General features: G+C 69.7%; 21 protein-coding genes and 1 riboswitch. Of the genes, 7 read left to right on the top strand and 14 right to left on the bottom strand.

The annotated features are described in order from the left end of the window. Positions 1 to 7 precede the first annotated feature (7 nt). Positions 8 to 760 carry a DUF6879 family protein gene (locus OG395_RS32855; protein ID WP_327246146.1) on the bottom strand — a complete coding sequence of 251 codons (753 nt, stop codon included), beginning with the start codon at positions 758 to 760 and terminating at the stop codon, positions 8 to 10. Between the two features lie 336 nt (positions 761 to 1,096). Here OG395_RS32855 and OG395_RS32850 point away from each other — a divergent pair, with 336 nt between their 5' ends. Together OG395_RS32850 and OG395_RS32845 are read left to right on the top strand one after the other, a co-directional pair. Continuing rightward, positions 1,097 to 1,252: a DUF7848 domain-containing protein gene (locus OG395_RS32850; RefSeq protein ID WP_327246145.1), complete on the top strand. Its 156-nt coding sequence runs from the start codon at positions 1,097 to 1,099 to the stop codon at positions 1,250 to 1,252. Positions 1,253 to 1,677: 425 nt separating this feature from the next. Continuing rightward, positions 1,678 to 2,457 carry a hypothetical protein gene (locus tag OG395_RS32845; protein WP_327246144.1) on the top strand — a complete coding sequence of 260 codons (780 nt, stop codon included), beginning with the start codon at positions 1,678 to 1,680 and terminating at the stop codon, positions 2,455 to 2,457. 102 nt (positions 2,458 to 2,559) lie between these two features. Here OG395_RS32845 and OG395_RS32840 read toward each other — a convergent pair whose 3' ends face one another. Together OG395_RS32840 and OG395_RS32835 are read right to left on the bottom strand one after the other, a co-directional pair. Continuing rightward, a complete protein-coding gene (locus tag OG395_RS32840) occupies positions 2,560 to 3,540 on the bottom strand; it encodes a hypothetical protein (RefSeq protein ID WP_327246143.1) in 981 nt (326 codons plus the stop codon). A 321-nt stretch (positions 3,541 to 3,861) separates the two neighbouring features. Then, positions 3,862 to 4,887 (bottom strand): C40 family peptidase, encoded by a 1,026-nt coding sequence (locus tag OG395_RS32835; protein WP_327246142.1) that lies wholly within the window; start codon positions 4,885 to 4,887, stop codon positions 3,862 to 3,864. Positions 4,888 to 5,491: 604 nt separating this feature from the next. Here OG395_RS32835 and OG395_RS32830 point away from each other — a divergent pair. Next, entirely contained in the window at positions 5,492 to 6,892 is a 1,401-nt protein-coding gene (locus OG395_RS32830; RefSeq protein ID WP_327246141.1) for an amidase, read from the top strand. Positions 6,893 to 6,942: 50 nt separating this feature from the next. Here the strand turns inward: OG395_RS32830 and OG395_RS32825 are convergent, their stop codons facing one another. Beyond that, positions 6,943 to 7,704, bottom strand: a complete 762-nt coding sequence (locus tag OG395_RS32825) for a GNAT family N-acetyltransferase (RefSeq protein ID WP_327246140.1) — start codon at positions 7,702 to 7,704, stop codon at positions 6,943 to 6,945. Between the two features lie 66 nt (positions 7,705 to 7,770). Further along, entirely contained in the window at positions 7,771 to 8,097 is a 327-nt protein-coding gene (locus tag OG395_RS32820; protein WP_327246139.1) for a hypothetical protein, read from the bottom strand. A 273-nt stretch (positions 8,098 to 8,370) separates the two neighbouring features. Here OG395_RS32820 and OG395_RS32815 point away from each other — a divergent pair, with 273 nt between their 5' ends. Continuing rightward, on the top strand, positions 8,371 to 8,787 hold the full coding sequence (locus tag OG395_RS32815; RefSeq protein WP_327246138.1) for a hypothetical protein: 417 nt from the start codon (positions 8,371 to 8,373) through the stop codon (positions 8,785 to 8,787). A gap of 117 nt (positions 8,788 to 8,904) precedes the next feature. On the opposite strand, the gene OG395_RS32810 is transcribed toward OG395_RS32815, so the two are convergent. The 3 genes from OG395_RS32810 to OG395_RS32800 form a co-directional block, all read right to left on the bottom strand. Beyond that, positions 8,905 to 9,453 (bottom strand): hypothetical protein, encoded by a 549-nt coding sequence (locus tag OG395_RS32810; RefSeq protein WP_327246137.1) that lies wholly within the window; start codon positions 9,451 to 9,453, stop codon positions 8,905 to 8,907. Positions 9,454 to 9,619: 166 nt separating this feature from the next. Further along, positions 9,620 to 10,198 carry a TetR/AcrR family transcriptional regulator gene (locus tag OG395_RS32805; RefSeq protein ID WP_327246136.1) on the bottom strand — a complete coding sequence of 193 codons (579 nt, stop codon included), beginning with the start codon at positions 10,196 to 10,198 and terminating at the stop codon, positions 9,620 to 9,622. Further along, positions 10,195 to 11,697 (bottom strand): MFS transporter, encoded by a 1,503-nt coding sequence (locus OG395_RS32800; RefSeq protein WP_327246135.1) that lies wholly within the window; start codon positions 11,695 to 11,697, stop codon positions 10,195 to 10,197. Before OG395_RS32800 ends, OG395_RS32805 begins: the two co-directional genes overlap by 4 nt. Positions 11,698 to 11,875: 178 nt before the next feature. On the opposite strand from OG395_RS32800, the gene OG395_RS32795 reads away from it, so the two are divergent. Beyond that, positions 11,876 to 12,178: a hypothetical protein gene (locus tag OG395_RS32795; RefSeq protein ID WP_327246134.1), complete on the top strand. Its 303-nt coding sequence runs from the start codon at positions 11,876 to 11,878 to the stop codon at positions 12,176 to 12,178. A gap of 143 nt (positions 12,179 to 12,321) precedes the next feature. Here the strand turns inward: OG395_RS32795 and OG395_RS32790 are convergent, their stop codons facing one another. Beyond that, positions 12,322 to 13,716, bottom strand: a complete 1,395-nt coding sequence (locus tag OG395_RS32790) for a DUF445 domain-containing protein (RefSeq protein ID WP_327246133.1) — start codon at positions 13,714 to 13,716, stop codon at positions 12,322 to 12,324. A 152-nt stretch (positions 13,717 to 13,868) separates the two neighbouring features. On the opposite strand from OG395_RS32790, the gene OG395_RS32785 reads away from it, so the two are divergent. Next, positions 13,869 to 15,110, top strand: coding sequence for an SGNH/GDSL hydrolase family protein (locus OG395_RS32785; protein ID WP_327246132.1), 1,242 nt, complete (start codon positions 13,869 to 13,871; stop codon positions 15,108 to 15,110). Positions 15,111 to 15,154: 44 nt separating this feature from the next. On the opposite strand, the gene OG395_RS32780 is transcribed toward OG395_RS32785, so the two are convergent. The 4 genes from OG395_RS32780 to OG395_RS32765 all read right to left on the bottom strand — a co-directional run bounded on the left by OG395_RS32780 (position 15,155) and on the right by OG395_RS32765 (position 18,668). After that, positions 15,155 to 15,808, bottom strand: coding sequence for a DUF1707 SHOCT-like domain-containing protein (locus tag OG395_RS32780; RefSeq protein ID WP_327249529.1), 654 nt, complete (start codon positions 15,806 to 15,808; stop codon positions 15,155 to 15,157). A gap of 189 nt (positions 15,809 to 15,997) precedes the next feature. Beyond that, positions 15,998 to 16,978, bottom strand: a complete 981-nt coding sequence (locus OG395_RS32775) for an ABC transporter ATP-binding protein (protein WP_327246131.1) — start codon at positions 16,976 to 16,978, stop codon at positions 15,998 to 16,000. A 24-nt stretch (positions 16,979 to 17,002) separates the two neighbouring features. Further along, positions 17,003 to 17,875, bottom strand: coding sequence for an ABC transporter permease (locus tag OG395_RS32770; RefSeq protein ID WP_327246130.1), 873 nt, complete (start codon positions 17,873 to 17,875; stop codon positions 17,003 to 17,005). After that, positions 17,868 to 18,668, bottom strand: coding sequence for an ABC transporter permease (locus OG395_RS32765; protein ID WP_327246129.1), 801 nt, complete (start codon positions 18,666 to 18,668; stop codon positions 17,868 to 17,870). Before OG395_RS32765 ends, OG395_RS32770 begins: the two co-directional genes overlap by 8 nt. Before the next feature lie 212 nt (positions 18,669 to 18,880). Here OG395_RS32765 and OG395_RS32760 point away from each other — a divergent pair, with 212 nt between their 5' ends. Continuing rightward, a complete protein-coding gene (locus tag OG395_RS32760; protein ID WP_327246128.1) occupies positions 18,881 to 21,208 on the top strand; it encodes a transglycosylase domain-containing protein in 2,328 nt (775 codons plus the stop codon). Positions 21,209 to 21,218: 10 nt separating this feature from the next. On the opposite strand, the gene OG395_RS32755 is transcribed toward OG395_RS32760, so the two are convergent. Next, on the bottom strand, positions 21,219 to 21,539 hold the full coding sequence (locus OG395_RS32755; protein WP_327246127.1) for a DMT family transporter: 321 nt from the start codon (positions 21,537 to 21,539) through the stop codon (positions 21,219 to 21,221). Between the two features lie 39 nt (positions 21,540 to 21,578). Further along, positions 21,579 to 21,644, bottom strand: a riboswitch (guanidine-III (ykkC-III) riboswitch). Positions 21,645 to 21,690 lie beyond the last annotated feature (46 nt).

Genomic DNA, 21,690 nt, shown 5'->3' with positions numbered 1-21,690 from the left:
CATGCTTTCAGTCGAGCTCGTTGATTTCGGCCGTGAACACCTCGTGCGGGACTGCGTGATGCCACGCCGCATCACGTACCAGCGAGCAGCGCACCACTTCTGCCGGCTCCGTGATGAGTTCGACGTCCACGAGCTGATCGTCGGAGTCGAAGTTCAGCCGCGCGACGAGTCGCGAGTCGAAGATCCAGAAATCCTCTTCCGGCAGTCCGAGCCGTACCGCGTCGGCCCTTCGCAGATTTCTGATGTCCTCGCCGAGGGCGGCGTTCCGCTTCGCGTTGTCGAGCAGGTAGAGCTGACCGGGGGTCGGCGGGTCGTCGGCGATGCGGACCCGTTCGACGCGCTTCCCCTGCTCCGTCTGTGCCCGGATCATGGCGCAGTACGGGCCGTCGTAGTCCCACTGGGTGCTACCGCTGTCCGTGAACTGCCGGTAGGTGTCCGTGGTTTCGTCGCTCGCGTAGCGTCGCCGGGTCTCCAGGCGCCATGCCGTGTGCTTGAACGTCCTGAACAGGTTCTCGAACTCGGCCAGGTCGATGATCCTCGCTGCGCGGGTGGCGTCCCTCGGCGCGTAATCGACCAGGAGCTCGCGCGGCACGACGACGGCCACCTCGCCTTCGGACAGATGCTGCAGCTGCGCCACGTCCTCGGGGGCACTGAGCGGTGGTCCATGAACGATCACTTCCCGGCTGTCGAGATCTTCATGGAGTGACGGACATCCGGTGCCACCGCTGCCTGTGCCGTTGAACCGCAGCCTGCGTGCCATGTCGACCTGTCTCTCGCACGGATGCTCTCCGGGTCACAGGATCTCCGCCGTCGTCCGGGAATGTCGATGCATGGCCGAGGCTGACGCGAGAATATTCGAGAATATCGTCTCGCCCCTCCAACTAAGCCTCCTTAGCGTTCTCTTCATGAGCGACCCCAGGACGACGATGCCTGCGCCGGTGCATGTGGTGGACCCTCCCGTGTCGCCCGAACCCGTCACCGGATGCGATGTATGCGGTGCACTCGCAAGGGAACGCGAGGAAGCTGCCGGTGTGGGCAACTGGTCGACGGTCGCCGACTGCAATGTTGAGCTGCGGCGACACCACGGGGAGCACACGTGACAGCCGCCCGTGCGCGAGCCGCGTACCGCTACGTGCTCCACCGCATCACCGAGCACCCCGACACGAACGTCACGTACGAGGCCGAATGTCTCTGGTGCGACTGGGCCGCGGAACCTCGACAGACTCCGCGAGTGCCGACGTGGAGTGCATGAGCCACACCGGGCGCAGTGGACACAAGAGCTTCCGGTGCGTCCGCACATCGTTTGCCGTGGTCGTTCGGTGGGCCCTGCTGGTCACAGCCCTCGCCGGGGGCGAAGCCAGCCCTCACCCGTCAGAGCCGCCGACGCCCCGTTGATCTTCGCAAACCGTTCGCGCCACGGGATGTGATCAGCCTCCGGTGCGGGGGCTCCGTAGAAGGTGGCGTACGCGGTGGACGACTGGCGCAGAGAGTGTGCCCACACCTTGGGTATGCGGGCCTTCGCCCACGGTTTCCTGCGGTTCCCGAAGGCTGGTGGGCAGTGCTGACGGCGCCTGTTGCCAGTGCGCGCTGAAGGGGCGATTTCAGGCCACAACACAATGCCCCTTACGCTGCGACATGTCGGTCAGCAACGGTCGGCCGGAAACGAAGGGCGACACCATGACCTCAGAAGCCAACACACAGGGCACCGTCGATGCCACAACCGCTTTGCTGCAGGCGGAACTTCCGCGCCTGGAAGAGCACCAGCAGGCTCTGGAGAAGGAACTCGCGACGGTCACCGAACGCCTGGAGTCGGTGCGCACCGCTCTGACCGCTCTGCAGGCGCTGTCCACCGCTCCCCCGGCACCGGCACCTGCGCTGGTCGGCAGTGAGCCCAGCGCCGTCCCCGCTCCGTCGGCGAACGCTGAGACGGAGACGGAGAACGTCGCCGCTCCTAAGATTCCGCGGCAGACGCAGGGGCCCACCGACTCTGCCGTCGAGGCGGAAGCCCCGCAGGAGAAGGCAGCAGCCACCCCTGCTCGCCGTACGGCCCGGAAGGCGCCCGTGGCCAAGGGCCGCAAGCAGGCGCCCGCCAAGCAGAAGAGCGAGCCTGCCAAGAAGGCCGTCGCCGCCAAGACCGCCAAGCCCGCGAAGGCCGCGAAGACCGTCAAGGCCGCCGAGCCCGCGAAGGCCGTCAAGCCCGCGAAGGCCAGGGCGCCGAAGAAGGCTGCGCCCGCCGAACCGGCAGTCGACGACAGCGGCAGCCTCACCGAGATGGCCATGAAGGTCCTGGCCTCCTTCGGCGACACCCCGGTCCGTGCGCGTGACGTCACGAAGGCTCTGGGACGCGAGCTCACCCCCAGCAGCATCAACACCGTACGCAGCACACTCGACCGGCTTGTCGGCACTTCCCGCGCCCACCGAGCCGGCCGCGGCCTCTACCAGGCCCCCGCCAACTGACGCCTCCCCCGGGAGGAGCCGCCCGCACGCCCCTGTCACCGGCCGGAAGCCGTGACGGGGGCGAAGGGTGTTTCTCAGTCGCTCAGCTCGCTGAGGCTGTCGTCAGCCACCATCGAGCGCGCCGGGCGGCGCCCCGTTGATCTTCGCGAATCGTTCCCGCCACGGGATGCGAGCGGGTTCCGGTGCGGGCGCGCCGTAGAAGGTCGCGTACGCGGTGGACTGGCGGCACGGGGGGCATTCCGTCTCTTCTCCCAGAGGGCGGAAGACGTGTTCCTCACCAGGCGAGGAGCAGACGACCATGGTCGCGGCCGACGGAGGTCGAGGCAGCGGGGCCGGGCCCTCGGGGAGCTTCTGGATGAGGCGGTAGCGCAGGAAGCCGACCGCCGAGCGCACGCCGCCTTCCGGGCGTTCGGCCAGCAGTGCCTGTCGCAGGTCGGACTCGCTCAGGCCGCGCTCCAGCCACTTGACCGCCTCCACAGCGAGTGCGCGGGCCTCGCGCATTCCCAGGTGCAGTTCGCGGCGGGTGTGGCGCAGCGAGAGCAGTACCCGTTCCGCGCGGGCCAGTTGGAGGGACTCAGCAGCCGACCCCGCCGTCGGTCCGGGGTCCGGGTCCGTCGTCGGCTCGGCTTCGGAGGGTGGGTGGGGAGTGGTCTTATCACTGTGGTCTTCTACCGGTTGATAGCCACCGGCCCTCCGGGCGGTCGGTTCGCCGACCGTCGGGAACTGCGTACTCGGTGGCGAGGTGGTGGGCGGGACAGCCTCTCGTAGGTGTCCTGCCTGCTCACTCGTCAGAGGGGTGTTCGCGACCAGTTGCTCGGTGATCCAGCGGCCTCGGTCACTCTGGCTTTTCCACTCATGTACGTACCCGTGCGCGACCAACTGTTCCTTCGCCTTCTGGTACGCGCGGCCCTTGATGCCCAGCTTCTGGGCGAGTTCGCTCAGGGGCTTGCAGGGGGTCACTTCGGGAAGACCCTGTACGTACAGGAGCAGGATCTTCGCGTCACTGTTCAGACGCGGATGGCGCACGACATCGTGCGATGCCTTCGTGAAGCGCCGAGACGGGGCGATAACATGACGCAGCATTTCCGGTGGTCTCGATCCACTGGTGATGAAGGCCCTCGGTTGGTGTTGGCGCACCGCCGGGGGCCGCTCCATGTGCGCGTACACACACGGAGCGTGATGGTTTCGTCACCGTACCGCACGTCCGGCATCACCCACCATGCGAACGGGACTTCACGCCGCACCCTCGGTGTCTGTCAGGCACCCAGCACGTGCGCGAGAAGGATCCGTTGGGGCGGAGCAGTCGCGCATCGGGGAATTGAGGTCCGCCCCGCCGGTGACCTGTGGTCTCCGGCGGGGCGGACAGTCAGTACGGGGCGCGGAAATTCGCCTGTTCGGGCGTGATCAGATGCGTACCGCGGCCTGGTAGCTGCCGATGGTGTTCATCGACTCGTAGCGGACGTAGGCGCCCGGGTACGGGGCGTGCAGCACGGTGTTGTTGCCCGCGTAGAGGCCCACGTGCTGGGTATTGCTGAAGAAAACCAGGTCGCCCGGCTTGAGGGCGCTGCGCGCAATGCGGGTGCCCTGGTTGATCTGGGTGTACGTGGTGCGGGTGATGTTGGCGCCGGCCTGGGCGTAAGCCCACTGGGTCAGGCCCGAGCAGTCGAAGGCGTTGGGGCCGGTGGCGCTGCGGACATACGGCTTGCCCACCCGAGTGGAGGCGGCCTGGAGGGCGGCGGCGCCGAGGGCGGAGGCGGGGGCCTCGTTGCCGAGTTCGACCCGGTCGCCGGCGGCGCGGCTGGCACGCTGCTCGTCCTGGGCCATCTTGGCGCGCTCGGCGGCGGTCAGGGTGTTGAGCAGGCGCTGCGCCTCGGCGAGCTTGCCCTGGGACTTCTTCTTGTTCTCGCCGAGCGTCTTGCGGACGTCCGCGAGGTCGCCCAGCTTGTCCTGGGCCTCCTTGCGCTGCTGCGCGAGGGCCCGCTGCTTCTCCTGGATCTTCTCCAGCGACTCGGTCTGCTTGGCCGTCAACTGGTCGAGGGCCGAGGCCTCGTCGAGGAAGGTGTCCGGATCCGAGGCGAGGAAGAGCTGCACGGACGGGTCGATGCCGCCGGAGCGGTACTGCGCGGCGGCGAGCGAACCGAGGCCGCTGCGGAGCGTGTTGAGCTCCTGCTGACCGCGGGCCACCTTGTCCTGCAGCGCGCCGACCTGCTTCTCGAGCTTCTGCTGCTGCTCCTTGGCCCCGTTGTACTTCTCGGTGGCCTTCTCCGCCTCGTGGTAGAGCTTGTCGACCTTCGCCTTGACCTCACTCTTGGTCGGCTTGGGGTCGGCGTGTGCGGCCTGGGATGTCAGGGCCACGGCCGCGGCGGCGGTCGCGGTGAGCACGGTCACACGGGCGCGGCTCGGCTGCTTGGGACGACGGTGGGACGCCACGAAGGCGAGCTCCTTCTTCCTCGAGCCGCCTACCGGGCTGTGGGGGGAACTGAATCCCCGGCTCCGTGCACGTCACGGACTCGGCGGTTCCTTCGCTGCCACCCCGGATGGGTGATCAACCGTGCGAAGGTTCGAAGCTCGACCTTAGTGACCATCTTGTAATCAGTTCAATCCAATCTCGACACACGAGGTACTTCTTTACTCACATCACACGGCGCGTAGCGGCGACCTGACGGTCCGTTTCATAATTTCCGGCAAGTCGCAACACATCTCACTAGGCGCGCGAAAGCCGCTTCAGGAGCAAGATGGACGCAACGGGCTTGGCCCCGCCTTCGCCACCCGTCGGACACCTCGCGGTCGGTGGAGACCACCACGACAGGCCGTCCGGACGGTGCGCGGACCGGAGAGACGTGCGGGGCGGGATGCTCGGGCCTCGCCGCCCGACCCCTCGTCACCCGGGCACTTCACCGCCGGCTCCACCCGAGCCGCGTACACGGCTCGGTACAAGGATCGAGCACGATCGGCACCCAACCGAGATTACTGTTCGGTAACACGGGTGCGCGGGGGTTGGCGGCGCAGGCGGCGAGGGATTGACTCATCAACCATGACTGAGTGGACCGGCCGCACCGCCGTCGAGATCGCCGCCGCCGTACGCGAAGGACGGGCGAGCGCGGCCGACGTCACCCGCCGGCACCTCGACCGCATCGCCCGGCTCGAACCGGGCCTGTCCGCGTTCCGGCACGTGCGGGCGGAGCAGGCGCAGGCCGAGGCGGAGGCGGTGGACCGGCGGGCCGACCGCGCCTCCCTGCCGCTCGCGGGAGTCCCCGTCGCGGTCAAGGACAACATCGCGGTCGCGGGCGAGCAGGCCCGCATGGGATCCGCTGCCACGTCGTCGGATCACAGCCCCACCGATCACGTCATCGTCCAACGGCTGCGGGCAGCGGGCGCCGTGGTGGTCGGTCTGACCAACGTGCCGGAACTCTGTCTGGTCCCGATGGCGGACAGCGTCTACGGGATCGCGCGCAATCCCTGGAACGAGCAGCGCACGCCCGGCGGCTCCTCGGGCGGCAGCGCGGCCGCGGTGTCTGCCGGTCTGGTCCCACTGGCGCACGGCAACGACGGGTTCGGCTCGATCCGGATCCCGTGTGCCTGCTGCGGAACGATCGGGATCAAGCCGGGGCGGGGCGTCGTGCCGCACGCACCGGACGACCCGACCTGGTTCGACCTGGTCGAGAACGGCCCGATCGCGACCACGGTGCAGGACGCGGCCCTCGGACTGGCCGTGATGGCCGACGAACCGGGCTTCGCCCAGCTCGGCGCGGTGGGGACGCTGCGCATCGGCGTATCGGTCCGGTCGATCTCGCCCGGCTTTGCGATCGCGGCCCAGTACCGCCGTGCCGCGCTGGAGACCGGGACACTGCTCAAAGGACTCGGGCACACGGTGACCCGGCACAACCGGCGCTATCCGGCATGGCTGGGACCCGCGTCGCTGAGCTCCTGGTTCGCGTCGGCGCGCGCGAGCGCTGCGGGACTCGACCGCGCCGGACTTGACCGGAGCACGCGCCGACTGGCCGCGGTCGGCGGGGCGTTGGCGGCTCTTCACCTGGACGGGGCGCACGGGCGCGACCGCTGGCGCACCGACGCCGCAGAACGCTTCTTCGGGCAGATGGACGTGCTGCTGCTCCCCGCGCTCAGCCAGCCGGCGACGCAGGCCAAACGGTGGGGCGACGCCGGTGGACTGCGCACCACGGCAGTCAGCACCCGTACGGCCTCACTGTTCGGCTCCTGGAACATCGCGGGCTGGCCGGCGCTCGCGGTTCCCGTGGGTGTGGGCGTCGACGCCATGCCCGTCGCGGTGCAGCTCGTTGCCAAGCCCGGCGGCGAGAAGCTGCTGCTGGAACTGGCCGCGCAGATCGAGGCGGCCAAGCCCTGGCCGCGGCACGCCCCGCGCTATGCCGCACACAGAGACGGCAACAGGGACGCGGCGGTCGCCGGAGAAGGCTGATCGGGGCAGGAAGCCGACAACCACGAGCGGCTACTGAACGCGCACCGCCCTCAGCCGCGTTCGAAGCGGTGCGACTGTCCGATGGCCGAGAAGCCGCGACGCTCGTACCAATGGCGTGGCCAGTCGTCCGCGTCGGCGATCAGGAACCGCGTACCGCAGCCCGCGTCGGTGGCCGTGCGCAGGGCCGTGGCCAGGGCCGCGTCGGCGTGGCCGCGGCCCAGGTGGGTCTCGGAGGTCATCAGATCCTCGATCTGGGCGATGCCGGTTGCCGGGTCCAGATAGAGATCCGCCCACGAGGCGACCTCGCCCTCCTCCGTGCGGGTCGCTATGAAGTGCACGGCGTCGGCGCCGCGACGGCGGGTCTCGCGGCGGTCGACGAGGTGGCGTACGACCGTGTCGTCGGCGTCCGGGAGGAAGCCGCGCCAGCGCCGGGTGAGCGGCGCACGGATCGCGTCGAGGTCCACCTCCTCCGCGTGGCCGCCGACCGGCGCCGGACCTGTGTGTGCCATGACCAGTTGGACGGAGTGGGTGTATCCGGCACGGATCAGCGGCTCCGCGCACGCCCTCCCCGTCTCGTCGTCGAGGACGGAGATCCGTCGGAACGGCAGATGTCCCAGCGCCTGGTCCGCGATGCCGGGCAGCGTCTCGGGGGAGGCGGGCGCCTCGATGACAACCTGGTTGTTCGCGTGCGAGTGCGCGAAGGCGTCGTCGAGGACGGCGAATCCGCCCGGGAGGTCGATGGTCCGCGCGGCCTGGCGGCGGGCGAAGGTCGAGAGGAAGGCGTTGATCAGCTGCAGTTCTGGGCGTGGCATGGGGCGAGCTTAGGGAGCCGTGGACCGCGGGCGCCTTCGGATTTCCCGGCCCGAGCAGCCTCCTGGTCAGCGGGAAGCCGAAGCCCTGCGGTTGCGCACTGCCTTGACCGTGACGGTCACGGCCACCGCCGCGATCACGATCAGCGCGATCGCCCCGATCGCAGGCCGACCGCCCTGGTTGAAGATCGCCGAGCCCAGCATCAGAGCGACCATCGGCACGAACTGCAGCGCCACCCACAGCACGATGAGGCCGATGGCCACCCGGACGACGAACGAGAAGCTCGGTCGCCTCAGGTCCTGTACGGCGCTCTCCAGACGTGCCAGGTCCGAGGCCATGCGCTCCTGGCTCTTCTCCAGCGCCGCCAGGCGTTCTTCGAGTTCAGGGGTGGTCATGGGCATGACCCTAAGTGACAGAGCGGCAGGAAGGCCATCACCGCAGTCCCGACTCCCAGCCGGTGCCGGTCCGGATGGTGCTCCCGGACAGCCGGACGTTCTCCGCTCAGTGCCGCCCGCAGTGTGGCGCGACCGGCCGCAAGGGCCGATCGCGCGTACGGTGAGCCGGTGACGCGTCTCCTTCCGTGGCGACACCGACCCGACCGGGGCGGTCGTGCGCATTCCCGGACGGACTACGCGGGAGCCGTTTACGGATCCCTCCTGGCTGCCTCCGTGATCGCCGCCACGAGCACGGTCGGCAAGTTCCCCCGCCTCGAGACCGTCGTACTGCTGCTCGTCACCGGATTGGTGTTCTGGGCCGCCCATGTCTACGCGCGCCTCGCCGGTGAGAGGTCGACCGGCCGGTCCGTCGACTGGTCCGAGGTACGCCGGGTCGGGCGGAGCGAGTGGTCGATCGTCGAGGCGGCCGCGCTACCGGCCGCCGCCGTGAGCCTCAGCCCGCTTCTCGGACTGGGCCTGAGCGCCACCTGGTGGCTCGCTCTGGCGGTAGCCGTGGTGCAGCAGATGACGTGGGCCTGTCTCGGTGCCCTTCACGCCGGTGCCTCGCATCGGCAGGCGGCCGTGGAGTCAGTGGTCAACCTGCTGCTCGGACTGGTCATCGTGTTGGCCAAGGCCGCCCTGGGTCACTGAGTCAGCTGTTGCCCGTGGCGACGTATCACCTCACCGTGATCCATCACGCAAGGTCATGTGAAGACACCGCCCAGGGCCTCTCCCCGGGGGCGGGGCGCGAGGGGTGACGCGGCCCCGTCAGCGGTAGTCCTCCGGGTGGCCCTGCATCCAGGTGTTGATGCGGTCGCGCGTGCCGAACAGCTCGGAGCGGTGCTTCTCCAGATTGTCCGTGGAGGTGTCGCCCTTCAGGGACGTGCGCAGGGCGGCCAACCACGCCACGGGCTCCTTGAAGCGGCCGGGGCCGTTCGGGTACGCCTTCATCGACGCCTCCAGGCCCACCAGTTGGTCATTGACCCGGCCCAGGACGTAGCCGCAGTCGCCCGCGCCGGGGGTGCAGGTCTCGTCCAGGGTGGCCTGGAGCGTGGCGAAGGCGTCGCGGACCTGTGCGGGCCTGGTCGCGAGCGTCCCGGATGCGGCTGCGTCCTCCGCGGCGGCTGACGCCTCGGCGTCCGCTTCCGCGTGCGCCTCGGCCGCCTTGGACGCGGCTGCCGCGTTCGCCGACGGCGCCACGTACGGGACGTCGCCGCCGGGCCCCTCCGTCGTGTCGGCGCTGCTGCAGCCCACCAGGAACGCGCCCAGAAGCAGCGGCAGCGCTGCGGCGGCAGGTGCGAACGTATGGACAGACATGAGGCCCCCCTCGCCAATTTGGCCCAGACCATACCTCACAGTCGGTCGCACCGCGCGGGCCTTGAACTCCGCGATCTGCGGGCACAGTTCGCCCGGCCGGTCCAGGTGCACGTCCTGTCCCGCGCGCCGGGGACCACGCACACCGCACCGGTGGATCGTGCCGTCCTCAGCCCGTGATCAGGGTCTGGAGCGCGGGCGCGTACAGGTCCGCGACGTGTTCGGGGGTGGCCAGTGCACCCGCACCCTCGCGGTGCAGGCTCAGGGTGGCGCCGAGGCCGAGGAGGTGGCCGGCGATCAGTTCGGCGCGCAGGGCGCGTTCGTGGCCGGGGAGTCGGGCGGTCAGCGCCTCGGTGACCTGTTCGCGAAAGCGGTCGCGCAGCAGCGAGCGTTCGTCGTGGTTGCCGAGCGAGAACACGACGCGCAGGAGCGGGTCCGTCTGTTGTTCGCGGCGGCGGCGCACGAGCGTGATCACCATGTGGCGGCCGAGCTCGTCCAGCGGGGCGTCGAAGAGCTCCTCGGCGGCCGGCCCGAAATCGGCAACCGTGTTGAAGAGCTCTTTCTTGCGGCCGAAGTGCTTGACCACCAGGGAGGGGCTGACTCCCGCGTCGGCGGCGATCCCCCGGATGGTCACATCGGCGTACGGGCGCTGGGTGAACGCCCGCCGGGCCGCCCGCAGGATCGCGTCCCGGCCCGTGCCGGGGTCGATGGGGGCCGGAGCCGAAGCGGTGGCCTGGCTGCCGGTCATGCGCCCTCCTGGATCGTGAACGTCCGCGCACCGCCCTTGTGGTCGTCGCGGCTCCCTTCGACCGTACCCGCCGCGGCCGTGCGCCTGCCGGGCAGGAACAGCGTGACCGTCAGCGCCAGCAGCGCCGCGCCCGCCGCGATCAGGAAGACCACCTGGTACGCGTGGAGCGTCGGAGCCGTCCGGCCACCCACCTGGAACGTGATGTTGGCGAGGACCGCGGCCACCGTCGCGCTGCAGAAGGCCTGTCCGATCGACCTCATCAGGGTGTTGAGGCCGTTGGCCGCGCCCGTCTCGCCGGCCGGGACGCCGCGCATCACCAGCGCGGGCAACGCCGAGTACGCGATGGCCGTGCCCGAGGAGACGACGGTCGCACCGGCGATGATCAGCCACAGGCTGTGGCTGGTGAAGTACCGCACCCCATAGCCGACGGCGATGATCCCGGCCGCCAGCGCCAGGCTGACCTTCGGTCCGTACTTCGCGGAGATCCGCGCCGACACGGGCGAGAGCGCCACCATCGACACACCGCCCGGCAGCAGGCAGAGCCCGCTGACGACGATCGAGGCGCCGAGCCCGTAACCCGTCGCCTTCGGCTCCTGCACCATCTGGGCGGTGACCAGCGAGTTCGCGTAGAAGGCGAAGCCGATCAGCAGGGCCGCGACATTGGGCAGCAGGACGGCCGGGCGGGCGGAGATCCGCAGGTCGACCATGGGCGACGTCACGCGGAGCTCGTACGCACCCCAGAACAGTGCCACCACCACGGCCGCGACGAGCAGTCCCACCGTGCGGGTCGACGTCCAGCCCCAGTCGGCGCCCTGGGTCACCGCGAGCAGCAGACAGACCAGGATCGCGGACAGGCCCAGCGCACCCACGGCGTCGAAACGGCCGCGGGAGCGCAGCGCCGACTCCGGTACACAGCAGAGCACCAGCACGATGTCGATGAGGCCGATCACTCCCGACACCCAGAACATCGTGTGCCAGTCGAAGTGTTCGACGACGAGCGCGGCGACCGGCAGCCCGACGGCCGCACCGATGCCGAGCGTCGAACTCATCAGGGCGACCGCGGAGAGGACACGTTCGGGCGGGAGTTCGTCGCGCAGGATGCTGATGCCCAGCGGTACGACGGCGAGCGCGGCGCCCTGGAGGGCGCGGCCGGTGATCAGTACGCCGATGTGGGAGCTGACCGCGCACAGCACCGAGCCGATGACCAGCACCGCGAGCGAGGCGACGAGCACCCGCCGCTTGCCGTACATGTCACCGGCCCGGCCCAGGACGGGGGTGAAGACGGCGCCGGTGAGGAGAGTGACGGTGACCAGCCAGCTCGCAGCGGCGGGGGTCGCGCCGGTGAAGGCCGGGATGTGCGGGAGGAGTGGGACGACGATCGTCTGCATGACCGCGACCACGACCCCGCAGAAGGCGAGGACGCCCACGGCGAAACGGGGGTGGTGCGGGGCCTGGGTCAGGGCGGCCGACCCGTCCGGGGCAGAGGTGTCCGCGGGCATGCGATCTCCGTGGGGTGCTCGGCGGTGGCGGCGGAAGCCAGGGGGTGCACAGGCGTTTACCTCACAGGGTAAACGTTTGTGCACCCCCTGGCGAGTCGGAGTGTTCGCCCGCCGCGCTAGCCTCGGAAGCCGCAGCACGAGAAAAAGGCCACGACACGAGAAGGCGAAGGTGGCGGCGATGGCAAAGGTTCCTACGGCGGCAGTTGCGGCGAGCGGACTCGTCGGCGGGTACGCGGTCGCGCGGTGGACCAAGAAGCGGCCGCTCGGCGGAGTCGCGCTCGCCGCGGCGGGCACGGTCGCCGCGTACGAGTGGAACCGACAGGCCGGACCGCGTGCGGCCGTCGCACTGACCACGGCGTACGTCGCCGCGTTCGCCGGATCGCACCCGCTGGCCAAGAAGGTCGGCGCCTGGCCCGCCGTCTTCTCCGTGGCGGGCACCGTCGCCGCCGCTTCGTGGGCGGTCACCCGCCGCGCCGCCTGAGAAATTTCTCCAGTGGGCCCGCAGCACACTGAACGCGGGCGCGTCGGCGTCCGTATTCAAGAGCACTCCCCCGCGTAAGAGGCCGGGTGCGTACCCGTACGACAGGACGGGTACGCACCCGGACCCTCACCGGGGGACGTCGCTCAGGCTCCGAACGCCTGCGACACCGTGTAGATCAGCAGGCCCGCCAGGGCACCCACCACCGTGCCATTGATCCTGATGAACTGCAGGTCACGGCCGATGTGTGCCTCGATCTTCTTGGACGTCTGGTCCGCGTCCCAGCTCGCGACCGTGTCACTGATCAGCGAGGTGATCTCCGTGCGGTACCTCGTGACGACATGCACCGCCGCGTCCTCCAGCCAGCCCTCCAACTTGGTCTGCATCCGCCCGTCCGTCGCCAGCCGCGCACCGAACGTCAACAGCGAGGCGCGCGCCCGCAGCCGCAGCTCGCTCTGCTCGTCCTCCGCCGCCGCGATGATCATCGTGCGTACCGATGCCCAGGCCGACGCGATGACGTCCTGGACCTCGGCGCGCCCCAGGATCTCCGTCTTCAGCCGTTCCACCCGCGCCCGGGTGTCCGAGTCGGTCTGGAGGTCGGCTGCGAAGTCCCTCAGGAACGTGTCGATCGAGGCACGCGCCGGATGCCCGGGCATGTCCCGCACCTCTGTCACGAAGCGCAGCAGCTCCTTGTAGACCCGCTCCCCCACCCGCTTGTCGACGAACCGCGGCGTCCACCCCGGCGCCCCGCCCTGCACCGCGTCCATCACGGAGTCGCCGTGCAGCACCAGCCAGTCGTGCGCACGTACACAGATCAGGTCCACGACCCGGCGGTGGCCGCCGTCGGCGACGATCTTCTCCAGCATCTTCCCGAGGCCGGGGCCGATCTCCGCCGCGTTCGCCCGCCGGGTGATCGCCTCAGCCACCACGGCCTGCACGTCCGAGTCCCGCAGGACCGTCAGCGCGCCGCGCAGCGCGGTCGCCAGTTCGGCGGTGACCCGGTCGGCGTGGTCCGGCTCCGCCAGCCAGGCACCGAGCCGGCCGCCGACGCCCAGTGCCTTGATCCGGCCGCGCACGACATCGCCCGAAAGAAAATTCTCCCCGACGAAGGAACCCAGAGAGGCCCCGAGCTGGTCCTTCTTGGTGGGGATGATGGCGGTGTGCGGGATCGGCAGGCCGAGCGGACGCTTGAACAGCGCCGTGACGGCGAACCAGTCGGCCAGCGCACCCACCATCCCCGCCTCGGCGGCCGCGGCGACGAAGCCCGGCCAGCCGCCCACACCCGCGTTCTTCGCCCAGGTGGCGAGGACGTACACGAGCGCGACGAGCAGAAGGAGGCCGGTGGCCGTGGTCTTCATACGGCGCACACCACGCCGCTTCTCCTCGTCCGCGGCCGTGTACGCGAAGGAGGCGAGGGGGGCGGGGCGTGCGGGAGCGGAGGCTGCGGTGCCGGAGCTCCCGTCCACGCCGCCACGTGCCTGTGCCGGCTCGGCCGGTCCGCCGCCCGGCTCGCCCGACCTGGTCCGTTCGATCCGTTCCATCCGCTCCACCCGTCCGCGTCCGCGTACGCATCGCCCCCGGTGCCCCGTACGCATTGTCCTTACCTGACGTACTCCCGGGCCGCATGTCGAGTTCCCGGCACTGTGCCCCATCATGAGACCAACCCCCATCACCACGAGGAGACACCCCGCCGATGCCCAGGCGCCAGGGAACCGCCCTGCTCATCGCCCTCGTGGCGGGCACCGCCGCACTTGCCGCGTTCATGGCGTACGCCGGGTCCGCGCTGTTCTCCGGTGCCGGGTCGCAACAGGTCGGCGCGCAGCCGGCGGCCCGTCCGCCCGCCGCGCCCGCCCATTCCACCGGCGTCTGGGTCGCCACCTGGGCCGGGGCGCCCGTGGCCGGGGTGGCGGACCCGTACTCCGGACACGACCTCACCCGGCGCATCATCCGTAACGTCGTCCACACCAGCATCGGCGGCGACGCGGCCCGCATCACCCTCTCCAACCTCTTCGGTACGCGCCCTCTGCTCGTCGACCGGGCCACGGTGAACACCCGTCCCGTCTCCTTCCGCGGCGCCCCCTCCGTCACCATCGCCGCGGGCGGACAGGTCGTCAGCGACCCGGTCGTCGTCCCCGTCGACGCCGACTCCGATCTCGTCGTCGCCCTCCGCACACCCACCGCGGAGGGACCCGTCACCGTCCACCCGAACAGCCACCAGACCTCGTACCTCGCGGACGAGCGCGGTACCTGGCAGACCAACGTGTGGCGCTACCTCACCGCAGTGGACGTCCGCAACGCCTCCTCCGCCGGAGCAGTCGTCGCCATCGGCGACTCGCTCACCGCGGGCAGCGGCTCCGCCCTCGACGCCAACGGCCGCTGGACCGACGTCCTCGCCGACCGGCTGCGCGGGCGCTACGCGGTCGTCAACCAGGGCATCGCCGGCAACCGCATCCTGCGCGACAGCCAGGGCCGCGGTCAGCGGGCGCTCGCCCGCTTCGACCGCGATGTACTGGGCGTCGCCGGCGTGAACACCGTCATCATCGCCCTCGGCATCAACGACGTGCAGCAGTTCCCGCAGGAGCAGGACCCGCAGCACATCGTGGACGGACTGAAGGCCATGACGGAACGCGCCCACGCGCGCGGGCTGCGGGTCGTCGGGGCAACTCTGATGCCGTACGAGGGGTACCCCACCTGGACACTAGAGCAGGACTCCGTACGGATGCGGGTCAACGAACTGATCCGGGCAGGCGGCGTCTTCGACGAGGTCGTCGACTTCGACCGGGCGGCACGCGACCCGTACCGACCCGGCCGGCTCCGCCCGGCGTACGACTGCGGCGACCATCTGCATCTCAACGACGCCGGATATCTGCAGCTGGGCCAGCAGGTGGACCTGCGGAGCCTGCACCAGGAGGCTCCGGTGTCCGGCCGGCTCTGACAGCAGGACTCGGTGGGCAGCGCGTCCTCACACGCCGGACGGGCTCACTCGTCCCCGGTGCCCTTCTTCAGCTGCCGGGCCCGCTCCTTGTCCGCCTTCGTCCGCTTGCGCTCCACACCGACGCCGCCCATCAACGCGAACCCGGTGATCCGCACCCGCGGCGAGCCCGGCGAGGGAACGCCCTCGCCCGTCGCCCGGTCCCCGAAGCCCCCCATGATGCCGATGCCTCTGACCTCGACATTCAGCTCCGGTGGGACCGTCACGCGCATCCCACCCATGATCGTGAAACAGCGGATGACGACCTCGCGATCCTCGAAACGGGCCTCCCGCAGATCGATCTCGCCGCCGCCCCACATCGTGAACGCGGTGAACGTCCGGCCCACCGTCCACCTACCCTTGCGCCCGAATCCGCCCCAGATGGCGAACGCACCCTTCGACGTGGCGGGACCGCCGATACGTTCCGCCCAGTCGACGCCCGCCGAACCCGTGCGTGCGGGCGCGCTGCCCGCACGCACCGGTGCCACCGCACCGCCCGGTGCCGGAAGATCGCGGATCAGCGGCTCCAACTCCCCATGCGTACGCGCCTTGTAGGCCGCGTCGAGCCGCTGCTCGAACTCCTCCATCTGCAGGCGGCCCTCGGCCACCGCCTCGCGCAGGACCTCGGCAATTCGTTCACGCTCGGCATCGGAAGCACGCATGTCGGGAAGTTCACTCGTCATACCGCGCAGCCTATTGAACGCGCCCGCTCACGTCACCGATCCACCGCACCTCGGACCCACCGCGCCTCGGACCCACCGCGCCTCGGACCCACCGCGCCTCGGATCCACCGCGCCCCGGACCTAACGCGCCCCGGACCTAACGCGCCCCGGATCTAACGCGCCCCGGATCTAACGCGCCTCGGCTGACGCGTACATCTTCGCGATCACGGCCTCGATGTCCGGCTCCCGCACCGAGAGATCCACCAGCGGATACTCCGCGGCGATCCGCGCCACCAGCGGAGCCGCCGAACCCGACGCCGGAAAGGCCAGCCACTGCCTCGGCCCCTCCACCTTCACCGTACGCACCGAAGGCTCCGACTCCAGCCGGATCGGCGGGAGTTCACGCTCCAGGTCCACGACCAGCGTGCGCTCGCTCTCGCCGACCTCATGCAGCCCTGCGAGCGCACCGTCGTACATCAGACGGCCGTGGTCGATCACCATCACCCGTCGGCAGAGCTGCTCGATGTCCGTCAGATCGTGAGTGGTGAGCAGCACCGTCGTACCCCGCTCGACATTCAGGTCCCGGAGAAATCCACGGACCTTGGCCTTGGAGACCACGTCCAGACCGATCGTCGGCTCGTCCAGATACAGCACCTCCGGGTCGTGCAGCAGGGCCGCCGCAATGTCGCCGCGCATCCGCTGCCCGAGCGACAGCTGCCGCACCGGCACATCCAACAGCGCGCCCAGATCCAGGAGTTCGACACAGCGGTCCAGGTTCTCCCGGAACCGGGCGTCAGGGACCCGGTACATCCGGTGCACCAGCCGGTACGAGTCGCGCAGCGGCAGATCCCACCAGAGTGTGGTGCGCTGGCCGAAGACCACTCCGATCCGGTGCGCCAGCCTCGTACGCTCCCTGGAAGGGTCGATGCCGGCGACCCGCAGCCGCCCGCCGCTCGGAGTGAGGATGCCCGTCAGCATCTTGATGGTGGTCGACTTGCCCGCGCCGTTCGGACCGATGTAGCCGACCATCTCGCCGCGCTCCACCCGGAAGCCGATCCCGTCGACCGCGCGGACCTCGCGCCGCTCGCTGCGCAGGAAACCCGTCCTGCGGCGCACCTCGAAGACCTTCTCGACACCGTCGAGCTCAATGAAACCCGTACCCGTAGCCATGCCCCGACCTCGCTCCGCTCGTCCTCAGTTGCCCGTGCTCCGGTACGAGCGCAGCCCCGCCCGCCACGCCGCCCCCGCGAGCGCCCAGCACACCCCCGCCACCACCGGCGGCAGGAACGCCACCCACTCCGGCAGCCCCAGCGGGTACTCCCGGCCCAGCACATACAGCGCGGGCAGCCAGTTCACGAAGGCCAGCGGCACCACGAACGTCACCCCGCGCACCAGATCCTTCGCGAAGACCGTCGGCGGGTACTGCAGCAGGGTGTTCCCCCCGTACGTGAAGGAGTTCTGCACCTCCGCCGCGTCCTGCGCGAAGAACTGGAAGGCCGCTCCGCCCACGAACACCGCGCCGAAGATCGCCGCCCCGCTCAGCAGCATCAGCAGGATCATCACCACCTTCAGCGGCGTCCACGCGATGTCCAGCACCGCCAGCCCGTAACCGAGCACCAGCAGCCCCTGCGTGATCCGCCCCAGCCTGCGCAGTGCGAACCGGTCGGCCGCCACCTGGGCCAGCACCGGAACCGGACGCACCAGCAGCGTGTCCAGCGTGCCGTCCCGGACCCGGCGGCCCAGCCGGTCCATCGACCCCAGCACCAGATCGGCCAGCCCGAACGCGGTGCCCGAAGCCCCGTACAGCAGGGCGATCTCCGGCAGCGTGTAGCCGCCCAACTCGTCGACGTGCGCGAACATCAGCAGGATCGCGACGAAGTCGAAGCCCGTCGCCGCGAAGTTCCCGAACGCCGTCATGGCGAACGAGGCACGGTACGCCATCGTCGACCGCAGCCACATCGCGACAATCAGTCCGTACGCACGAACCCCTTCGACCAGCCTCGACCGCTCGACGAACACCGCATCGGGAATCTCGACGGCCCTGGAGACCTCGGTGACCTCAGCCACCCTGAACCACCACCCTCCGCGTCGCCACCGACTGCACCAACCGCCCCGCCAGCAACAACGCCAGCGCCCAGCCGCCCTGGAAGGCGAACGCCTCCACCAGCCCCCACCCCGCGTGCTTCCCGAGGAACACATCGGCCGGCACCTGGAGCAGCGCCGACCACGGCAACGCCCGCGCCACCTCGCCCAGCACACCCGGGAACAACGTCAGCGGAAGCAGCAACCCCGAGAAGAACAGCCCCGCCAGGAACGCGATCTGCGCCGCACCCGCCCCGTCCATCAGCCAGAACGCGGAGAGCGCCACCAGATAGCGCAGAGCGAAACTGACCACGACGCCGAGCGTCACGGAGACCAGGAACGCCAACCAGACCCCAGGCGATCCGGGCAGAGCCAGGGGGAACGCCAGCGCCCCGAGCAGCATCGGCACGACGCCACGCGCCAGCAACTGGAACGCAGCCCGCCCCAAGTCACCGGCCAGCCACCACAGTTGAAGATCAATCGGCCGGTAGAGGTCGACCGCCACATCGCCGGTGCGGATCCGCTCGACCAACTCGTCCTCGAAACCGCCGCCCATCATCGCGGAGGTCGCCAACAGCGCCTGCCCCAGCCACACATACGTGAGCGCCTGGGACATGTCGTAGCCGCCGAGCTGCGGACGCTCGTCCCACAGCGCCGTATAGGTGTACGCCAGGATGAAACCGAAGACGGTGTTGGTGAACACCCCCGCCGCCGTCGCGATCCGGTAGGTGGCATGGCGCCGGAACCCGCCCGCCGCAACCACCGCGTACAACCGCATCCCCATCACCCCCGCGCTCGTTCGCACTCGTGCGCCCAACCGCGTTGGACACCAAAGCGCACGACCCTAGTGCAGCGGGAACAGGCACCGCGACCGCTTTTCGGCGGCCGATCCGGGAGCGATCGCAGGTCGATCCAGGGTCGATCCGGGGCTTATTCCACAGAAAAGGGCACTATGGGGGAACTGACCGCGTCCGAGGAGTCTCCACCGATATGAGCGACGAGCCACAGCAGCAGAGCGGGGGGCCCGACAACGGGAACCGGGCCCCGGGGGACCCCTCTGCCGGCACCGGCGCCCCCGCAGGCCCAGCCGCCCCCAGCGGGAAGAAAAAGGGGAGCAGGAACCGCCCCGGACGCACCGGCTGGCGCCGCGCCGTCCCCACCTGGCGGGTGACGCTCGCCACGCTCCTCGTCATCGCCCTGGTCCTGATCGGCGGATTCATCGCCGGATACCAGCTCGTCGGCATCCCGCCCGCCAACTCCACCGCCACCGCGCAGTCCAACGTCTACCTCTACAAGGACGGCAGCGTCATCGCCCGAGACGGTGAGGTCAACCGGCAGAACATCCAGCTCGCCCAGGTCCCCCTCAGCGTCCAGCACGCCGTCCTCGCCGCCGAGGACCGGAACTTCCACTCCGAACGCGCCGTCGACATCAAGGCAATGGCCCGCGCCGGCTGGAACACCCTCACCGGCAAGGGCACACAGGGCGGCTCCACCATCACCCAGCAGTTCGTGAAGAACTATTACCTCGGCCAGGAACAGACCGTCATGCGCAAGGCCAAGGAGTTCTTCATCGCGATCAAGCTCAACCGCGAAGTGAGCAAGGACCAGATCTTCGAGGGCTACCTGAACACCAGCTACTTCGGCCGCAACGCCTACGGCATCCAGGCCGCGGCCCAGGCGTACTACGGCAAGGACATCGGCGACATCACCACCGCCGAAGGCGCGTACCTCGCCTCCCTGCTCAACGCCCCCAGCGCCTACGACGTCGTCGTCCACCCCGAGAACAAGGCCGCGGCCGTCGCCCGCTGGAACTACGTGCTCGACGGCATGGTCACGGAGAACTGGCTCAGCGCATCCGAACGCGCCACCGTACGGTTCCCCGTGCCCGACAAGGTGAAGCCCGCCACCGGACTCTCCGGACAGCGCGGCTACATCGTCCAGGCCGTCAAGGACTACCTCACCACCCACAAGATCATCGACGAGAACACACTCGCCACCGGCGGCTACCGGATCACCACCACACTGGAGAAGAAGAAACAGAACGCCCTGGTCAAAGCCGTCAACGACAACGTGATGTCGATGACGAGCAAGGAGCGCCCGGCCGACCGCAACGTCCGCGTCGGCGGCGCCTCCATCGACCCCTCGAACGGCCGGGTCGTCGCCATGTACGGCGGCATCGACTACACCAAGCAATACGTCAACAACGCCACCCGCCGCGACTACCAGGTCGGCTCCACCTTCAAACCGTTCGTCTTCACCTCCGCCGTCGCCAACCGGTCCACCACCCGGGACGGCCGGCGCATCACCCCCAACACCATCTACGACGGCACCAACAAACGCATGGTGCAGGGCCCGAACGGACCCACCGGATACGCCCCCGCCAACGAGGACGACATCGACTACGGACCCATCACCGTCCGGGCCGCCACCGACAAGTCCGTCAACGCCGTCTACGCGCAGATGGCCGAGGACGTCGGCCCCGCCAACGTCGAAAACACCGCCATCGACCTCGGCATCCCCAAGAACACCCCCGACCTGACCGCCTCGCCGTCCATCGCACTCGGCACCGCCACCGCCAGCGTCCTCGACATGACCCAGGCGTACGCGACACTCGCCAACCACGGCAGGCACGGCACCTACACCCTCGTCGACAAGATCAGCAAGGACGCCGACGAGCTCGCACTCCCCGGCCGTCACACCAAGCGGACCGTCAGCCGCGAAGCCGCCGACACCACCACCTCGATCCTGCAGAGCGTCGTCGAGAACGGATCGGGAACCGCCGCCCAGGGCGCCGGCCGCCCCGCCGCCGGCAAGACCGGCACCGCCGAGGAGGACAAAGCCGCCTGGTTCGCCGGCTACACCCCGAACCTCGCGACCGTCATCGCCGTCATGGGCCAGGACCCCGACACCGGCGTACAGAAACCGCTCTACGGAGCACTCGGCCTGTCCCGCGTCAACGGCAGCGGCGCCCCCGCCCAGACCTGGGCCCAGTACACCGGCGCCGCACTCAGCGGCAGCAGCATCGAAGAATTCGACCTCGCACTCGAAAGCGGCGCGGAGGAATCCGCCCAGCCCACCGACGAGGGCACCGGCCCCACCGACACCGGCACCCCGTCCGAGACACCGTCCAGTCAGCCGCCGAGCAGCCCGCCCAGCACCCCGCCCACCAGCCCCGCCACCAGCGGCCCCGCCACCTCGGAACCGCCCACCGGTCCCCCGGCCGACGACAGCACGGACACCCTCGGCGGCGACAACGGCGGCATCGAAGAGCTCCTCCCCCAGGGCGCCGGCGGCGCCCGCCCGACCCAAACCGAGTGACCTACGGGGCTCAGTGCCCCGACGTCGCCTTCAGCCCCACCACAGCCACCAGCAACAGAGACACGAAGAAGATCCGGGCGGCGGTCACCGGCTCATGCAGCACCACCATGCCGAGCACCGCCGCCCCCGCGGCACCGATACCGACCCACACGCCGTACGCCGTACCGATCGGCAACGACTTCGCCGCCTGCGACAACAGCACCATGCTGGCCACGATCCCGAGCCCGGTGAACACACTCGGCCACAACCGGGTGAACCCATCCGTGTACTTCATCCCGATCGACCAGCCCACTTCCAGCAGACCGGCAACAACAAGCAGAACCCACGCCACGACGGCACCTCCGAACACCACAGACACACGGACATCACAGGTGCGTCGTCTTTGCGGAAGCCCGGTACGGCGCGTCTCGTCGGGATGCCACCAACATAGCAAAGAGCATGCAAAAGGCCTGGTGACGTCGGTCACCAGGCCTTACGCCACA

It is taken from the genome of Streptomyces sp. NBC_01320, assembly GCF_035974375.1.
Classification (GTDB): domain Bacteria; phylum Actinomycetota; class Actinomycetes; order Streptomycetales; family Streptomycetaceae; genus Streptomyces; species Streptomyces yanii.
Note: the sequence above shows the minus strand (reverse complement) of the source record. Positions and strands in the feature narration are given on the sequence as shown.